This is a genomic window from Pseudomonas sp. WS 5011 (genome assembly GCF_012985775.1).
GTDB classification, from domain to species: Bacteria; Pseudomonadota; Gammaproteobacteria; order Pseudomonadales; family Pseudomonadaceae; genus Aquipseudomonas; species Aquipseudomonas peli.
Window position 1 is genome coordinate 121960 of record NZ_JAAQXA010000008.1, and the last position, 16766, is coordinate 138725.

The 16766-nt window shown below is 60.3% G+C and carries 12 protein-coding genes; 7 read left to right on the top strand and 5 right to left on the bottom strand.

The window, feature by feature from the left end:
* Nucleotides 1–54 precede the first annotated feature (54 nt).
* On the top strand, nt 55–1086 hold the full coding sequence (rsgA, locus tag HBN63_RS11080; RefSeq protein WP_170049449.1) for a small ribosomal subunit biogenesis GTPase RsgA: 1032 nt from the start codon (nt 55–57) through the stop codon (nt 1084–1086).
* A 48-nt stretch (nt 1087–1134) separates the two neighbouring features.
* Here rsgA and motB read toward each other — a convergent pair whose 3' ends face one another.
* Together motB and motA are read right to left on the bottom strand one after the other, a co-directional pair.
* Nucleotides 1135–2157, bottom strand: a complete 1023-nt coding sequence (gene motB, locus HBN63_RS11085; protein WP_170049450.1) for a flagellar motor protein MotB — start codon at nt 2155–2157, stop codon at nt 1135–1137.
* Between the two features lie 8 nt (nt 2158–2165).
* Nucleotides 2166–3017 (bottom strand): flagellar motor stator protein MotA, encoded by an 852-nt coding sequence (gene motA, locus HBN63_RS11090; protein ID WP_160085666.1) that lies wholly within the window; start codon nt 3015–3017, stop codon nt 2166–2168.
* A gap of 119 nt (nt 3018–3136) precedes the next feature.
* Here motA and HBN63_RS11095 point away from each other — a divergent pair, with 119 nt between their 5' ends.
* The 5 genes from HBN63_RS11095 (at nt 3137) to HBN63_RS11115 (ending at nt 10580) form a co-directional block, all read left to right on the top strand.
* Nucleotides 3137–4651 (top strand): HDOD domain-containing protein, encoded by a 1515-nt coding sequence (locus HBN63_RS11095; RefSeq protein ID WP_170049451.1) that lies wholly within the window; start codon nt 3137–3139, stop codon nt 4649–4651.
* Nucleotides 4652–4695: 44 nt separating this feature from the next.
* Complete coding sequence (locus tag HBN63_RS11100; RefSeq protein WP_170049452.1) at nt 4696–5511, top strand: rhodanese-like domain-containing protein; 816 nt, start codon at nt 4696–4698, stop codon at nt 5509–5511.
* A 31-nt stretch (nt 5512–5542) separates the two neighbouring features.
* Nucleotides 5543–6409: an archaetidylserine decarboxylase gene (gene asd, locus HBN63_RS11105; RefSeq protein ID WP_170049453.1), complete on the top strand. Its 867-nt coding sequence runs from the start codon at nt 5543–5545 to the stop codon at nt 6407–6409.
* A gap of 232 nt (nt 6410–6641) precedes the next feature.
* Nucleotides 6642–8447, top strand: a complete 1806-nt coding sequence (locus HBN63_RS11110) for a molecular chaperone (protein WP_170049454.1) — start codon at nt 6642–6644, stop codon at nt 8445–8447.
* 63 nt (nt 8448–8510) lie between these two features.
* Nucleotides 8511–10580 carry an EAL domain-containing protein gene (locus tag HBN63_RS11115; RefSeq protein WP_170049455.1) on the top strand — a complete coding sequence of 690 codons (2070 nt, stop codon included), beginning with the start codon at nt 8511–8513 and terminating at the stop codon, nt 10578–10580.
* A gap of 84 nt (nt 10581–10664) precedes the next feature.
* Here HBN63_RS11115 and serB read toward each other — a convergent pair whose 3' ends face one another.
* The gene (gene serB, locus HBN63_RS11120; RefSeq protein WP_160013015.1) at nt 10665–11879 is read right to left on the bottom strand and encodes a phosphoserine phosphatase SerB; all 1215 of its coding nucleotides are present in this window, start codon (nt 11877–11879) and stop codon (nt 10665–10667) included.
* A gap of 174 nt (nt 11880–12053) precedes the next feature.
* On the opposite strand from serB, the gene HBN63_RS11125 reads away from it, so the two are divergent.
* Nucleotides 12054–13589 carry an AhpA/YtjB family protein gene (locus tag HBN63_RS11125; protein WP_170049456.1) on the top strand — a complete coding sequence of 512 codons (1536 nt, stop codon included), beginning with the start codon at nt 12054–12056 and terminating at the stop codon, nt 13587–13589.
* A gap of 53 nt (nt 13590–13642) precedes the next feature.
* On the opposite strand, the gene HBN63_RS11130 is transcribed toward HBN63_RS11125, so the two are convergent.
* Both HBN63_RS11130 and parC read right to left on the bottom strand, forming a co-directional pair.
* Entirely contained in the window at nt 13643–14350 is a 708-nt protein-coding gene (locus HBN63_RS11130; protein WP_170049457.1) for an ABC-type transport auxiliary lipoprotein family protein, read from the bottom strand.
* A gap of 155 nt (nt 14351–14505) precedes the next feature.
* The gene (gene parC / locus HBN63_RS11135; RefSeq protein WP_170049458.1) at nt 14506–16764 is read right to left on the bottom strand and encodes a DNA topoisomerase IV subunit A; all 2259 of its coding nucleotides are present in this window, start codon (nt 16762–16764) and stop codon (nt 14506–14508) included.
* Between the last annotated feature and the right edge of the window lie 2 nt (nt 16765–16766).

Genomic DNA, 16766 nt, shown 5'->3' on the forward strand with positions numbered 1-16766 from the left:
AGCCCGTGCTAGACTCGCGACCGTTTATTGCGCAATTCAACTCTCGGAAGACCCATGGCCAAACGCCAACTCAACCGCCGGCAAAACTGGCGTATCGAAAAAATTCAGGGCGAGCGTGCCGCCCGCGCCGCCAAACGCGAGTCGCAGGCGGTACAGATTCTTGAAGGTGGCGATCTCGGCCCGGAACAGACCGGCCTGGTCATCGCGCACTTCGGCGTACAGGTCGAAGTAGAAGCGCTGGATGGCGAATTGGCCGGCCAGGTATTCCGCTGCCACTTGCGCGCCAACCTGCCGACCATGGTCACCGGTGACCAAGTGGTATGGCGCGCCGGCAACCAGGGCATAGGCGTGATCGTCGCACAACTGCCGCGCAGCACTGAACTTTGCCGCCCGGACACCCGTGGCCAGCTCAAGCCGGTGGCCGCCAACGTCGACCTGATCGTGATCGTCTTCGCCCCACTGCCCGAGCCCCACGCCAACCTGATCGATCGCTACCTAGTGGCCGCCGAGCACGCAGGCATCCGCCCACTGCTGTTGCTGAACAAGACCGACCTGCTGGATGAGCAGAATGCCGTGGCCCTCAACCGCATGCTCGGCGTGTATCGCGAACTCGGTTATCCGCTGCTGGAAGTATCGGCCCACGGCGGCGACGGCATGCAACAGCTGCAACAGCAACTTGATGGCCACGTGAGCGTCTTCGTCGGCCAGTCCGGCGTCGGTAAATCATCGCTGGTCAACAGCTTGCTGCCGGAAGTCGATACCCGCGTTGGGCCACTCTCCGAACTGACCGGCAAAGGCACCCACACCACCACCACCGCGCGGTTGTTCCACTTCCCCGGCGGCGGCGAACTGATCGACTCCCCCGGGATTCGCGAATTCGGCCTTGTGCACGTGAGTCGTGATGACGTCGAAGCCGGTTTTATCGAGTTTCACGACCTGATCGGCCAATGCCGCTTCCGCGACTGCAAGCACGATCGCGAACCGGGCTGCGCTCTGCTCAAAGCCCTGGAAGATGGCCGCCTGCACCCGCAGCGCATGGCCAGCTACCGGCATATCCTGGCCAGCCTGCCAGAAGCCGAGTACTAAGATGCACAAGGCCGCGACAATGCGCGGCCTTGTGTCAGCAGGGCATACTCACTCAGCGGGCTGATCGAACTGCAGCACGCCTTCTTCGAAGATATTCAAACGCTCACGCAATTGCCCATCCGGCAATGGATCACCAGGTGCGGCAGGTGGAGCCGCAGCTGGCGCTACCGGCGCAGCGCCAGGCACTGCAGGCGCTTCATCTGCCGTGGCATCGCTTTGCTCACCTTCGATGGCGCGCTGCGCCTTTTTGGTCAGTACAACAATATCGATACGCCGGTTGACCGGATTGAGCGGATTCTCGCGGTCAAACAACGCCGAGGACGCATAGCCCACCACGCGCGCGACCTGCTCGTCGTCGTAGCCGCCCGCAATCAGCACACGCCGCGCCGCATTGGCACGGTCCGAAGACAGCTCCCAGTTGCCATAACCACCACGCCCGACAAAAGGCGCCGCATCGGTATGCCCACTGACGCTGATCTTGTTCGGTACTGCGGCGATGGTGTCGGTCATGGCCAACAGAATGTCTTCAAAATACGGCTGTAAGCGTGCGCTGCCGGAGGCAAACATCGGCCGATTTTCGGCATCCATGATCTGGATGCGCAGACCGTCCTGGGTGATTTCGAAGAGGATCTGATCCTTGAAGTTCTGCAGCTGAGGGTTTTCTTCAACCTTGTTCTGCAGCTCCTGCAGCAACAACTCCAGTCGCTCGCGCTCGACTTCTTCGGCGACTGATTCGGCCTGCAATTTGTCCACGTCGGCCTGGGCATCCTCGGCTGGGCTCTGCTCTTCTTGGGGTTCAGGGTTGAGGGTGCGATCAGGCGCCGGCGTTGGCGTGCCGCCCAGGTCAATCACATACGGGCTGGCGCTTTCCGAGAAGCCTACAGGGTCCTGAAAGTAGCCGGAGATCAGCTTCTTCTGCTCAGGCGTCGCCACAGTCATCAGCCACATCACCAGAAAGAACGCCATCATTGCCGTGGCAAAGTCGGCAAAGGCAATTTTCCAGGCGCCTCCGTGATGACCACCGGCAACCTTCTTTACCCGTTTGACGATAATGGGCTGATTGTTTTCCATGCTATGACTCAGCCCCCACGCATGGCCTGTTCAAGCTCGCTAAAGCTTGGACGGTGCGCAGGGAACAGCACCTTGCGGGAAAACTCCACAGCCAGGGACGGCGGCATACCGGAGGCCGAAGCCACCAAACCGGCCTTGATCGCCTCATACACATTCAGCTCTTCCTTGGCGTCGTGCTCCAAGGCAGCCGCTAGGGGGCCGAAAAAGCCATAGGACGCCAAGATCCCGAAAAAGGTACCCACCAGTGCAGTACCTACTTTTTGACCAATCTCAGCGTTATCCGCTTCGGCCAAAATCGACATGGTAATCACAATACCCAACACCGCCGCCACGATACCCATGGCTGGCATACCGTCAGCCACTTTTGCGACGGCATGCGCAGGGTGCTCGATTTCTTCCTTGAGGCTGGAGATTTCCATATCGAACAAGCCTTCCAGCTCATGCGGCGCCATGTTGCCGGAGGACATGATGCGCAGGTAATCGCAGATGAACGAGGTCATCTGCTGATCTTTAAGGATGCCGGGGTACTTACTGAAAATCGGACTGGCGGCTGGGTCTTCGACGTCAGCCTCGATGGCCATCATGCCTTCACGACGACTTTTATTGAGAATTTCGTAAAGCAGCTTGAGCACGTCAAGGTAGTAGGCATGCGTGAAGCGCGAGCTGAACATGCTCAGCGACTTCTTGAACACATGCATGAATGCACTGCCTGGGTTGGCTTGCAGGAAAGCACCCAAGGCAGCACCACCGATGATCAATATCTCGTAGGGGTGGACCAACGCCATAAACTGGCCGCCCGAGAGGATAAAACCGCCCAACACACAGGCGAATACAACAATGATACCGATGATTTTTGCCATAGAAAGAGACTTGCCAGAGAGGGTAGAAAGGGGCTTTGCAAAACAACCCTTCTATTTATCGGAAGTTTTGCGCGAGACTATAGCCAGTTAAGGTCAAAAGCCAGCTTGTCTCAACCCGCATGCCAAAGCCCGCCTCTTATCCGCGCACCCTGACAGACTGGCTCAAGCAGCTAGACAGCCAGCTATTGCCTGCGTCCAGTGATAGCCAGCAGAAGCTGCGCCGCGCCTTGGCAGACAGCAATCGCTCCATGCGCGAGCTGGCTGACTTGATGCAAAGCTGCCCCGCGCTGGCGCTCAGCGTGTTGCGCGAAGCCAACCGCAAGAGCAGCGGCCTCAGTGAGCAAACCGAAAGCCTGGAGGCCGCCATCAGCCGCCTCGGCATCAAGCGCACCGAACAACTGCTCAACGCCCTCCCGGCCATGCCCGAGCAGGAACTGCCGAAAGCGCTACGGCAAATCCTGCTAATCAGCCAACACGCCAGTCACCAGGCAAATGGTCTATTTGCAGGCCGCCTGGCAAGGCTGTGGCAGGAGATACACTGGGGTAGCCTGCTGTTTCTGGCGCCAATATGGACGTTGCTTGCAGCGCACGCTGAACTGTTCGAGGTGTGGGAGCAGCGCGTTTTGGTCAAGGGCGAAGCCGCAAGCAAGGTTGAACAAGAGCTGCTGGGCGTACCTTTACTTAAATTGTGCTTGGCGCTGAGTGAGCAGTGGCATTTGCCAGAATGGGTCATCCAGGGCTATCGACTACTGGTCAGCGACCGACGCCTGCTGGTCAAAGCGCTGCACATTGCCCGCGACAACGAACACCCACTGCACCAGCAGCAAATCCTCGACGCAGACAGCAACCTGCGCCGCTGGCTGACGCAGCCAGCCAACAGCATTCTGTTGGCCAACGGCCTGGCGCTTTCCGCGCACTACGCGTGGAATAGCCCGCACAGCCTGCGCTGGCAGCGTTTGACCGGTTTATTCCTGCAACTGCCGCTCGATAACGTGCAACAGCTGCTGCACCAGAATGCTGTTAGCAGCGCCCGACAGATGGCCAGCACCGACCTCTGGCACCCCGCAGAAGCGCTGCTCTGGCCATGGCAGGCGCGGCACCTGCAAGCCATAGTCGAGCAACCCAAGCCCGCAATTATCAGTGAATGGCGCCAGCAATGCGCGCAACTGCTCGCCCAACCCAGCGCATTCAGCAATGTGCTGCAGCTCACCGCCTGCGCCAATCAGGCTATCCAGGCCTGCGGCATGCAGCGGGTACTGATTTTACTGGCCGACCGCAATCACACACGCCTGATGGCCCAGCAGCAGAGCGGCCTGGATAAAGCCGCCGCCAGCCTCAGTCTGGATCCACAGCAAAGCCAGGTGCTGCGCCGCCTGCTCAGCGCCCCCGCGCAGCTAAAACTCAGCCCAGCCAACATCGCGCAGTTTTCCGCCATGCTGCCTGGCTCGCTGAAAAGCCTGTTCCCCAGCGAGCATCTGCTGATTCGCTCGATTGCCAGCAACAACCGCGTGGTCATGCTGATCTTCGCCGACCAGGGCGGCCGGGCGCTTAGCGATGCGGGTATGCAGGGCTTCGGCAAAACCGTGCAATGCATTGAGCGCGCCCTGACCAGCTTTGCCAACCGCGGGCGCTAGGCTTTCCGCTACAATTCGTCCTTTCCTGTCAAAAGAGGCCTGGCATGACCGCCTTCGCTGAGCTGCCCCTGCTGATCGAACCTGCGCACCTGGCCAGCCGCCTGGATGCACCCGAGCTGATCCTGGTCGACTTGACCAGCAGCGCCCGCTACGCCGCCGGCCACATTCCGGGCGCATATTTTGTCGACCCCAAGCGCACCCAACTGGGTCAACCGCTGGCGCCAGGCTTGCTGCCAGAGCAGGCGCAACTTGAGCAACTGTTCGGTGAGTTAGGGCATAACCCCAACGCGGTTTATGTGGTGTACGACGATGAAGGCGGCGGCTGGGCCGGACGCTTTATCTGGCTGTTGGATGTAATTGGTCACACGCGTTACCACTACCTGGACGGCGGCCTGCATGCTTGGCTGGCAGAAGACCGCGAACTCAGCACAGCAGTCCCCGCGGCTCACACACAGCCCGTTGCGCTACAACTCGACAGCGCACCAACCGCCACGCGCGAATACCTGCAAAGTCGCCTTGGCGCTGCCGATCTGGCGATCTGGGATGCCCGTGCACCAGCCGAATACCGTGGCGAGAAAGCCCTGGCCCAAAAAGCTGGGCATATTCCTGGCGCGATCAACTTTGAATGGACCGCCGGCATGGACCCTGCCCGTGCATTGCGCGTCCGCTTGGATATCCAAGCACAACTCAGCAGCCTCGGTATCACGGCCGATAAAGAAATCATCACCCACTGCCAGACTCACCACCGCTCAGGCTTCACCTACCTGGTTGCCAAGCTCCTTGGCTACCCGCGGGTCAAAGCCTACGCAGGCTCATGGGGCGAGTGGGGCAATCATCCGGACATGCCGGTCGAGCGCTGAACACCTGCCGACCGCCAGCCACTTTTAAGGAATGTTAATGAAAGACCGTCTGTTTATCCTCAGCCAGTACCTGCTGCCGCACCACCTACTGTCGCGCCTGATTGGCTGTGCCGCCGAATGCCGCGCCAACTGGTTCAAGAATCGCCTGATCGGCTGGTTCGCCAAGCAGTACCACGTCAACATGAAAGAAGCCCAGGTTGAAGACCTGACTGCTTTTGCTCACTTCAATGACTTTTTTACCCGCGCCCTGAAAGATGGCGCCCGCCCGCTCGACAGCAGCCCTGGCGCCGTGCTCTGCCCGGCCGATGGCGCAGTCAGCCAACTGGGTAAAATTGAACAAGGCCGGATCTTTCAGGCCAAGGGTCACAGCTTCAGCGCGATCGAACTGCTGGGCGGTGACACGGAGCGCGCAGCAGTATTCATGGGCGGTGAGTTCGCCACTATTTACCTGTCGCCCAAGGATTATCACCGCGTGCACATGCCGCTGGCCGGCACGCTGAAAGAAATGGTCTACGTACCCGGTCGACTGTTCTCGGTCAACCAGACAACCGCAGAGAACGTGCCTGAACTGTTTGCCCGCAATGAGCGCGTGGTCTGCCTGTTCGACACCGAGCGCGGCCCGATGGCCGTGGTGCTGGTCGGCGCAATGATCGTGGCGTCGATCGAAACCGTCTGGGCGGGCCTGGTGACACCGCCAAAACGCATGCTGAAAACATTCAGTTACGATGAAGCCGCTCGCGCACCGGTCGTGCTGGACAAAGGCGCAGAACTCGGACGTTTCAAACTGGGCTCTACCGCCATCGTACTGTTTGGCCCGGAGCAGGTGCAGTGGGCTGAAGAACTAGCCGCCAACAGTCCCGTCCAGATGGGCCAACGTCTCGGCGCAGCACGCGGCTGACCCTCAAAACCCGGCCCTGTCCGCGCATGCGGACAGTGTCGTGGCGACCGCTCAGAGTGAACCTCTGAGCATGAAAACCAGTCACAACAAAGACTTCCAGATGATTTGTGTGTCGCGCCAGCTTGGCAACCCAGCCAAGGACATGGCTGCGAGGCATGCGAGATGCTGCTAGAGTCGAAACATAATTCCTAGACTCACCTGCCTTGCCCGTGTGCTGGAGTATCCGATTTAGATGGATAAACAGAATTCTCACTTGCTACTGCGCGTTACCACGCCGGATAAGCAAAGCCTGTCATTCTGCGACGCCAGTCCTCGTGATCTGAAGAAATGGGTCGACGGCCTACCCAAAGCCAATATCGGTGAAACCGCACGCCAGCTCTACCAAGCACTGGTCGAACTCAACCAACTGCTGACGCCTTCGGAAAATCGCCTGCAACTGCTGGAAATTCTCCGACCGGAAATCTACTTCGTCTGCAAACAGCTGGAAAAGCACTTCCTCAACCAAGCCATCGTGCTGGATGAACGGCCACGCAAAGTCGCCAACCTTTGCCAGGCCCTGCAAAACCACCTGGCCATTGGCTATAAACTGATCGTGGCACGCCTGGCTGCACAGCCTGGCCGCGAACGGCATCAACTGCTTGCCGTTGCCCTGCAGCGTGCAACCCATAGCCTGTGCGGCCCGTTGATTCGTGCCAGCCAGCTGTACTGTCCGGTTCCTGAAGGCCTTTGGCTTGAGCTGCATCAGCTGTATCAGATCGCCCTCGCACGCAGCCTGCACAAGACCATGATTCGTGATACTCAGGCCCTGCGCACACAAGGCCTGAGCACCGAACAAAGCTATCTGGTAGCTCTGCTGCTCGGCTGCGCGCGCTGCAACCAGATGCGTCAGAGTGCCATCGCACGCTTGGCAGAAGTGCTTGAGCCCTGGAGCGCGCTGGCCACCCTACAGGCTGGCGATGAGCCGTCCAGCCTGTTCGCTGTAGCCCCGCAACTGGACGGTCCGCCCCGCTATATTTCGCTGTTTCAGCAAACCGAGCTGCACAAAGCACTAGGAATCGACCCCAGCCAACTGGTCGACGCCATCAAAGAACACCTGCTGCTGCCGGCCGAAAATATTGCTCAATCACGCCTGACCGTGCCCGAAGGCTTCAGTAACGACATGCTGCAGCATCTGGCCGCAGCCTGGGGCGATATAGCCGAGCGCACCTTCCAGCGCAGCCAGGGCCAAGGCGCCCTGACGCTGTGTATCGGAATGAGTGCGCTGCACTTCTACTTGGCGGGCAAGCGTCCGTTCAACGAGGTGCTGCAAGTTCCGGTGACAACCAATGCGGCGGTCTTCAAGGCTGACACCGGCGCACCGGATATCTGGTCAAACGCTTTCGACGCCCAGAAGAGCAACCAGTGGGAAAACGGTCTGCCCTTCGAAGAGATTCAGTACAACAAGCCACATCAGTCAAATCAGCCCGACGAAGCCAATAGCCAAGAAAGCTACCCGACCTACGAAGTGGCTATCGTCAATATCAGCCCTGGCGGCTATTGCCTGTCATGGCCGAAAGACGTGCCGAACCAGCTCCAGGCCGGCGAGCTGCTTGGCGTACAAGGCCTGCCACGGCAAGGCTGGAGCATTGCTGTAGTGCGCTGGATTCGCCAGGTGCGCGGCGGTGGCACTCAGATGGGAATTGAACTGATTGCCCCTCATGCGCAAGCCTGCGGCCTGCAACTGGTGCGCAAAGCGGAGCAAAACAGCCAGTACCTTCGCGCCCTGCTACTGCCGGAAATCAGCGCCATCTCCCGCCCCGCCAGCCTGATTACCGCACGCCTGCCGTTCCAGGAAGGCAACAAAGTCAGTATCAACCTGAATGGCAATGAACACCGCGCAGTACTGAGTCGCCGACAGACCAGCACCGGCAGTTTCAACCAGTTCGAATACCGGGGTGTCGAGCAGATCGGCAGTGAGCAAGGGAAGCCCGTCACAGCGCCGAAAAACCGCACGCCAGGCGGGGAGGAAGACTTTGACTCACTCTGGAAGTCGCTGTAGATTGCCGACGCACTCCCTTTGTCGCCTTTTCGCGCCCGTTCGGCGCAGATTTGATACCACACCATGGCCATTGATAAAAAAACCATTCGGCTACTGATCCTCGAAGATTCGCAGAACGAGGCTGAACGCCTGGTCAGCCTGTTCCGCAACGCCGGACGGGCAACCCGCGTGCATCGTTTGACCTCCAGCGACGACCTCGCCGAGGCCCTGCAACAGAGCTGGGACTTGTTGATTTGCGCCCCAAGCAGTGAACAACTCCCCCCAGGTGAGGCGATTGGCGCGATCCGCCGTCAGGCCAAAGACATTCCGGTCATTCAACTGCTTGCTGATAATGACTCCGACAGCGTCACCGAAGCCCTGATGCTCGGCGCCCAGGACGCATTGCCGCAGGGTGAAGACGAACGCCTGATACTGGTTGCCAAGCGCGAGCTGGCCAACCTAGAAGAACGCCGGGCTCGCCGCGCCTCGGAAGTCGCCCTGCGCGAGGCGGAAAAACGTTGCCAGCTGCTACTCGACAGCTCCGTGGATGCCATCACTTACGTGCACGATGGCATGCATATTTATGCCAACCGCGCCTACCTGGAACTGTTCGCCTACGAAGATGCCGATGAGCTGGAAGGCATGCCGATGATCGATTTGATCGGCAGCAGCGACCAATCCAGCTTTAAGGACTTCCTGAAGAATTATCAAAGCGTCGAAGGTAATGCGGAACTCCACTGCGCAGGGATCAAAGCCAATGGCCAGAGTTTCCCGGCACAGATGAGCTTCTCCCCGGCGACCTACGATGGCGAACCGTGCATTCAGGTGGTTATTCGAGCCGAGACGGGTAACGCCGAACTGGAAGAGAAACTCCGCGAGATCAGCACGCAGGACCTGGTCACGGGTTTGTTCAACCGCACCCATTTCCTTGAGCTGATGGACAGCGCCGCAGAGCGTGCAGTGAATGCGGGCCAGCCATCCTGCCTGGCCTACATCAGGGTCGACCGCTACGCCAGCCTGCTGGCCGACATCGGCCTGGCCGGCATCGATATCCTGCTCACCGACCTGGCTAATCTGCTGCGCGCGCACTTTGGTGCCGACGCACAACTCGCTCGCTTTGGTGATGATGTGTTTACGGTGTTGCAGCCCGGCGTCACCCCGGAAAACACCCGCGAGCATCTAAACGGCCTGCTGAAAAAAGTTGAAGGCCATTTGTTCGATGTCAGTGGTCGCACCGTTCAAAGCACCCTGTCGATTGGTGTGGCCGGGCTCAACGAGAAGACCGCCAAGGCTCAGGAAGTGGTCGACCGCGCTCACCGTTGCGCCGACGACTTGAGCGATGGCAACGCGATCAAACTGTTCAACCCAGCTGATGAGCTGGCCGCAGCGGCAAGCCGTGGCAATATCGTCGCCATGATTCAACAAGCGCTGGAAAAGAACAGCTTTCGTCTGCTATTCCAGCCGATTATCAGTTTACGCGGCGACAGCTTTGAGCACTATGAAGCGTTATTGCGCCTGATCGGCCCGCAGGGCGAAGAGATTCCGCCGACAGAACTGTTCAATGCCGCGAAAGACGCGGGGCTTGCTGAAAAGATTGATCGCTGGGTCATCCTTAACTCGATCAAACTGCTGGCGGACCACCGCAGCAAAGGCCACAACACCCGCCTGTTTGTGCACCTTTCAAGCGCCAGCTTGCAGGACCCTACCCTACTGCCTTGGCTCAGCGTAGCCCTGAAAGCGGCGCGTTTGCCCTCAGACTCGCTGGTGTTCCAGTTCAGCGAGCCGGATGCAATTGCTTACCTCAAGCAGGCCAAAGCCATCACCCAAGGCCTCAACGAGCTGCACTGCAAGTCGGCGATTACCCAGTTCGGCTGCTCACTTAACCCGTTCAACACCCTCAAGCACCTGCACATCGACTTCGTAAAAGTCGACAGCTCCTTCTCTCAGGATCTGAGCAGTGCAGAAAACCAGGAAGCCCTGAAAACCCTGCTGGCCAGCCTGCACTCTCAGGCCAAGCTGACCATCGTGCCCTTTGTCGAGAGCGCCAGCGTGCTGGCTACGCTCTGGCAGGCCGGGGTCAACTATATCCAGGGGCATTACCTGCAGGGCCCAAGCCAGTCGATGGATTACGACTTCTCGGCCGGCGATGAGTAAGGCTGCGCACTGACGCACCTGACTGATGGCCATAAATAATCAGCACTAAAAAGCCGCCCTAGGGCGGCTTTTGTTTGCCGGTGTTTACTCCAGGCCGTCGCGGTCGCGAAAACCCAGCAAGTAGAGAATGCCATCCAGCCCCAGAGTCGAAATCGCCTGCTTGGCCGATTGTTTGACCAGCGGCTTGGCGCGGAACGCCACGCCCAACCCGGCAATGGCCAGCATCGGCAGGTCATTGGCGCCATCACCCACGGCGATGGTCTGTTCCAGACGCAAGCCTTCTTTGGCCGCCAACTCGCGTAATAAGTCGGCTTTGCGCTGGGCATCGACAATCGGCTCGACTGCGACACCCGTTACCAAACCATCAACGATCTGCAGTTCGTTGGCGAACACATAGTCGATGCCCAGTTTGGCCTGCAGCTGCTTGGCAAAGTATGTGAAGCCACCGGAAAGGATCGCTGTCTTGTAACCCAGGCGACGAAGCTCGCTGAACAAGGTTTCTGCGCCTTCGGTAAGGCGCAACGAAGCGCCGATATCGGCCAACACGGTTTCCGGCAGGCCCTTGAGCAGCGCCAGACGCTCGCGGAAGCTCGCGGCAAAATCCAGCTCGCCGCGCATCGCGCGCTCGGTAATCTCGGACACTTGCTCACCGACGCCCGCGGCTTTGGCCAGCTCGTCGATCACTTCGGCCTCGATCAGTGTCGAATCCATGTCGAACACCGCCAGGCGGCGATTACGGCGGAACAGCGAATCGCGCTGGAAGGCGATATCGACATTCAACTCCTGCGCCACGCTAAGGAACTCGGCACGCAGAGCAGCCGGATCGGCCGGCTCGCCCCGCACAGAGAACTCGATGCAGCCCTTGCCCTGCTCGGCCGGCATATCTAACGGCATACGCCCGGACAGACGGTCGATATGGTCGATATTCAGGTCATACCGCGCGGTAATCGCACTGACGCGCTGCAGCTGCTCGGCGGTGACCTTGCGCGTCAGCAGGGTGACGATATGCCGAGCCTTGCCCTGGCCACTGACCCACTGCTGATAATCAGCCTCGGATACCGGAGTAAAGCGCACCTGCTGATCGAGCTTGTAGGCGGTAAAGAGGATGTCCTTGAGCACCGAAGAGGCGCGCTCGTTATCCGGGATCTCGACCAGAATGCCGAACGAAAGGGTGTCATGGATCACCGCCTGGCCAATATCGAGGATATTCACCCCGCCCTGGGCCAGCACGCCGGTGATGGCGGCAGTCAAACCGGGACGATCTTCGCCGGTGATATTGATCAGGACGATTTCGCGCAAGGCTCGGTCTCCAGTACAGCGTCAGGGGCAGCAGCTTGCTGAACAGGTCACAAGCCGTGGAAAAGGCGCACATTCTACCCATTTTCAGCGGCAAACAGCCACGCACGGCGCTTTGCCCACCGCAGGGGCGCCGCTATACTGCGCGCCAACTACAGTCGACATGAGCCGAGCTCTGTGAACCGGCCCACCCCCGTAAAACCCGATAATTTCTTCCTGCTGCTGTTCCAGGCCCTGCGCCAACGGCGTATTCCCCTTGCGCTGCGCATTGTCAGCCATAGCCTGCTGCTGGTGGCCCTGGCCCTGGTGATCTACGGCTGGGTGATCGGCATGCAGTTCAAGCATGCCATGCAGCAACAGGCTGAAGCCTTGGGCACCAGCCTAATCACCCAGACGGCGGCCTCGGCCACCGAGTTGCTGGTGTCCAACGACATCCTCAGCCTCAACGTACTGCTCAATAACCTGGTGAAAAACCCGCTGGTGGCACATGCCGCGATCTATAGCGTGGACAACCGCATCCTCGCCGAAGCGGGTTCGCGCCCCAGTCAGAGCATGCTGGGAGAGACCGAAGGGCTGTACTCGACCCCCATCACCTTCCAGGAGGTGATCGCCGGGCAGCTGCGTATCAGCCTGGACATGCAGCAGTTCCAGCAACCAATGACCATCAGCCTGCAGAGCATGGGCATCCTCAGCCTGATTTTGCTGGCCCTGACCCTGTCCCTGAGCATGCGCCTTGGCCGGCATATTTCCACGCCGCTGCTGCAGCTGCGCGTCTGGCTGCGCGACCCGGACGACCCGGCGCCCGGCGCTGGCCGTCAGGATGAAATCGGCGATCTGGCGCGCCAGCTGCAAGCGCGCCTGGTACCGGAAAAGCCCGCACTGCCAGAAGCTGAAGAAGAGCCGTTCTACGACGACGAGCCGGCCGCCCAGAACGATGATGACTACCTGCCCGAGTCGTTCGATGATGAGCCGGACTTCGAAGTTCGCGACCTGCGCGATGATCGCTTCAATGCGCACGACGAGTTAACCGAGCCGCTGCATCGCGATGACCAGCCCTACGCCGAGAGCGCAGTGGACGATCCGTTTTCCGAGCTACGCGATCAACCCGAGCGTGAAGCCGCGCCAGCTCCCGCGATCCGGCAGCCACTACCCAGCGCAGTACTGGCGATCCAGCTGGGCGCACAGGAACAGCTGCGCCGCTTGCCGCGCACCCGCTTGATGGAGCTGCTGCAGCGTTACCGTGATTGCCTGGACCAGGCTGCCAGCCTGTATCAGGGCGAACTGCACACCTTGAGCGACGGCAGCAGCCTGATGTTGTTCCATCAACTGGATATTGGTGAGGACTACCTGACCCACGCCATCTGCTGCGGCGAACTGATGCGCGCCCTCGGCCATGCCTTACAGATCGAGGTTGCTGACAGCGGCATTACCCTGCAATTGCAGCTGGGCCTGACCCTGGGTGAAAACCTCAGTGATCTCAGCCAAGGCGATCTGCTGCTCAGTGAAACAGCACAAAATGCCTTGGCGCTATCCCAGCACAGCCGCAACTTGCTGCTGGTTGAACGCAGCATTGCCGATGACGCCTTGGTCAGCCAGCGTGCGCGTATTCGCGCCATTGCCAGCCCGCAAGGTGCATGCTGCGTAGAGCGCTTGCTGGAGCCCTACCCGTCGCTGCTTGAGCGCCAACTCGCACGCATGCACGAGAGTCACTGATCACTCAGCATAAAAAAGCCCGCCAAATAGCGGGCTTTTTTATGGCGAATGACCTAGAAGCGGAACACTTCCCCTTCACTACGAATCGGCTCGGCTACGGGAATACGCGGCACATCAGGTACCGCTGGCTTGGCCGGCGCCGGACGGCGAACCGGTGCGGGGGCGACTTGCGGGGCAGGCCTACCATGGGTTTCCACTGCAGCGGCTAATTGCGCCACCAGTTGCTGCACCACCAGGCTTTGCGCACGCACCTGATCGACGATGCTGCCACTGTGGGCCTCTTCCAGGCGCACTAAACGCCCGTCGAGCAGCTTGCCGTCGGCACCGGCCAAACGCCACTGCGCCTCCAGTACAGCCGGGCGCTGCGGACCGGAATCCAAGCGGGTGATCGACACGCCCAAACGCACCTGCGGTACAAAGCCTGCAGTCGCCGGTGCCAGTACCAGGCGCTGGCTGTTCAAGCGCGAGGCCAGCTGGCGCAGCAACTGCTGATCGATATCCGCCGCCAAACTGCCGGCCCAACGCGCATCTTCGGTGGCGGTTAAGCTGCCATCGGCCTGGCGTTGCAACAGAGCCTCGCGTTGCAGGTAATCGGCAACCGCCACCGGCCCGAGCAGCACAGCAATGCCTTGCTCGGCAGCAGGTACACGGATTTCGCCGCTGTCGAGTTGATACAACGGCGCTTGCTGATAACGCATACAACCCGTCAGGCCAAGCGCACCGGCCAATAGCAAAATTCCGGGGAAACGCAGTGCAGTCATCTCACTCATCCAACCGGCCAGTCTGCCGGCGTGCATACACATTAGGTGCAGGCGGCTCACTTACGTGACCCGCCTTACGGCCGCGTATCATCCTTGAAAGCCGCTCACGACTCCAGCACAGCACTGTGCCGACATGCGTCTGGCGCCGCCGCAGCCTACCCCTGGACTTCGACCAGCAGGCTGTCGACCCGCTGGAAGCCGCGCGGAAGCTTGTTGCCGCGCCGGCCGCGCTCACCTTTGTAGTGTTCCAGGTCATCGGCCTTGAGCGACAGCGTACGCTTACCGGCCTGCAACACCAGCGTCGCACCAGCCGGCAGCACGGCCAGATCGGTGAGGTATTCCTCACGCGAGGCAACCCGCTCACCCGGAATGCCGATGATCTTGTTGCCTTTGCCTTTACCCAGTTGCGGCAGATCGCGCACGGGGAACAGCAGCAGGCGACCTTCGGTGGTCACCGCGGCCAGCCAGTCTTCTTCGCGATTGGCCAACGGCTTCGGCGGCACCACCAGCGCGCCGGCAGGCAGGCTGAGCAAGGCTTTGCCGGCCTTGTTCTTGGCTTGCAGGTCTTCACCCTTGACCACAAAGCCGTAGCCGGCGTCGGAAGCGATCACATACAGCGCATTGTCATCGGGCAGCAGCACGCATTCGAAGGTCGCACCCGGCGGTGGCGTCAAGCGGCCAGTCAGCGGCTCGCCCTGGCCACGGGCAGATGGCAGCGAATGCGCGGCCAGCGAGTAGCTGCGCCCGGTGGAGTCGATAAACACTGCGTACTGGTTGGAGCGTCCTGGCGCGGACGTCTTGAAGCCATCGCCGGCCTTGTACGACAGGCCAGTGGCGTCGATATCGTGGCCCTTGGCGCAGCGCACCCAGCCCTTCTCGGAAATTACTACTGTGACCGGCTCGGTCGGCATCAGCTCGGTTTCGCTCAGCGCCTTGGCTTCGGCGCGGGCAACGATAGGTGAGCGACGGTCATCGCCGTATTTCTCGGCGTCGGCCAAAATTTCCTGGCGCACCAGCTTCTTCAGCTTGGTTTCACTACCCAGCAGGGCCAGCAGTTTGTCGCGCTCCTTGGCCAGCTCGTCCTGCTCGCCACGGATCTGCATTTCCTCAAGCCGCGCGAGCTGACGCAGGCGGGTCTCAAGTATGTACTCGGCCTGAATCTCGGTAAGGCCGAAGCGCTCCATCAGCACCGGCTTGGGCGAATCCTCGGTGCGGATGATGCGGATAACTTCGTCGAGGTTGAGGAAGGCAATCAAGCGGCCTTCCAACAGGTGCAGACGATGCTCAACCTTGTCCAGACGGAACTGCAGACGACGGCGCACGGTACCGACGCGGTACTGCAACCACTCGGTGAGCAGGGTGCGCAGGTCTTTTACCGACGGCTTGCCGTCCAGGCCGATCACGTTGGTGTTGACCCGGTAGCTGGACTCCAGCTCGGTGGTGGCGAACAGGTGCTGCATCAGCTCATCGGCATCCACGCGATTGGAGCGCGGAATGATGACGATACGGCACGGGTGCTCGTGATCCGATTCGTCGCGCAGGTCGGCGACCATCGGCAGCTTTTTCGCCTGCATCTGCGCGGCGATCTGCTCCAGCACTTTGGCCCCGGAGACCTGGTGCGGCAGAGCGGTGACCACAACATCGCCGTCTTCAACGCGGTACACGGCGCGCATACGCACCGAGCCCTTACCGGTTTCGTAGATCTTCAGCAGGTCGCTGCGCGGCGTGATGATTTCCGCTTCAGTCGGATAATCCGGGCCGAGAATATGCTCACAGAGCTGTTCGACGGTGGCGTTCGGCTCATCCAACAGGCGAATACAGGCCGTCGCAACCTCGCGCAGGTTATGCGGAGGCACGTCGGTGGCCATGCCCACGGCGATGCCGGTGGTGCCGTTGAGCAGAATATTCGGCAGGCGCGCCGGTAGGGTCGCTGGCTCGTTCAGGGTGCCGTCGAAGTTCGGCACCCAGTCCACGGTGCCCTGGCCCAGCTCGGTCAGCAGCACTTCCGAGTAACGCGACAGGCGCGCCTCGGTGTAACGCATGGCGGCGAAGGACTTCGGATCATCCGGCGCACCCCAGTTGCCCTGACCGTCGACCAGGGTGTAGCGGTAGCTGAACGGCTGCGCCATCAGCACCATGGCTTCGTAGCAGGCACTGTCACCGTGCGGGTGGAACTTGCCGAGCACGTCACCGACGGTACGCGCCGACTTCTTGTGCTTGGAGTCGGCGTCCAGGCCCAGCTCGCTCATGGCGTAGACAATGCGCCGCTGCACAGGCTTCAAGCCGTCGCCGATATGCGGCAGCGCGCGGTCCATGATCACGTACATGGAGTAATTGAGGTAAGCCTGCTCGGTAAAATCGGCAAGGGAACGGCGTTCAACACCGTCCAGGCTCAAATCGAGGGATTCGCTCATGC

What these genes read in the sequence shown, in the direction of transcription:
- rsgA (WP_170049449.1), top strand. Translation starts at nt 55, where the DNA reads ATGGCCAAACGCCAACTCAACCGCCGGCAAAACTGGCGTATCGAAAAA.
- motB (WP_170049450.1), bottom strand. Translation starts at nt 2,157, where the DNA reads ATGGAAAACAATCAGCCCATTATCGTCAAACGGGTAAAGAAGGTTGCC.
- motA (WP_160085666.1), bottom strand. Translation starts at nt 3,017, where the DNA reads ATGGCAAAAATCATCGGTATCATTGTTGTATTCGCCTGTGTGTTGGGC.
- HBN63_RS11095 (WP_170049451.1), top strand. Translation starts at nt 3,137, where the DNA reads ATGCCAAAGCCCGCCTCTTATCCGCGCACCCTGACAGACTGGCTCAAG.
- HBN63_RS11100 (WP_170049452.1), top strand. Translation starts at nt 4,696, where the DNA reads ATGACCGCCTTCGCTGAGCTGCCCCTGCTGATCGAACCTGCGCACCTG.
- asd (WP_170049453.1), top strand. Translation starts at nt 5,543, where the DNA reads ATGTTAATGAAAGACCGTCTGTTTATCCTCAGCCAGTACCTGCTGCCG.
- HBN63_RS11110 (WP_170049454.1), top strand. Translation starts at nt 6,642, where the DNA reads ATGGATAAACAGAATTCTCACTTGCTACTGCGCGTTACCACGCCGGAT.
- HBN63_RS11115 (WP_170049455.1), top strand. Translation starts at nt 8,511, where the DNA reads ATGGCCATTGATAAAAAAACCATTCGGCTACTGATCCTCGAAGATTCG.
- HBN63_RS11130 (WP_170049457.1), bottom strand. Translation starts at nt 14,350, where the DNA reads ATGACTGCACTGCGTTTCCCCGGAATTTTGCTATTGGCCGGTGCGCTT.
- parC (WP_170049458.1), bottom strand. Translation starts at nt 16,764, where the DNA reads ATGAGCGAATCCCTCGATTTGAGCCTGGACGGTGTTGAACGCCGTTCC.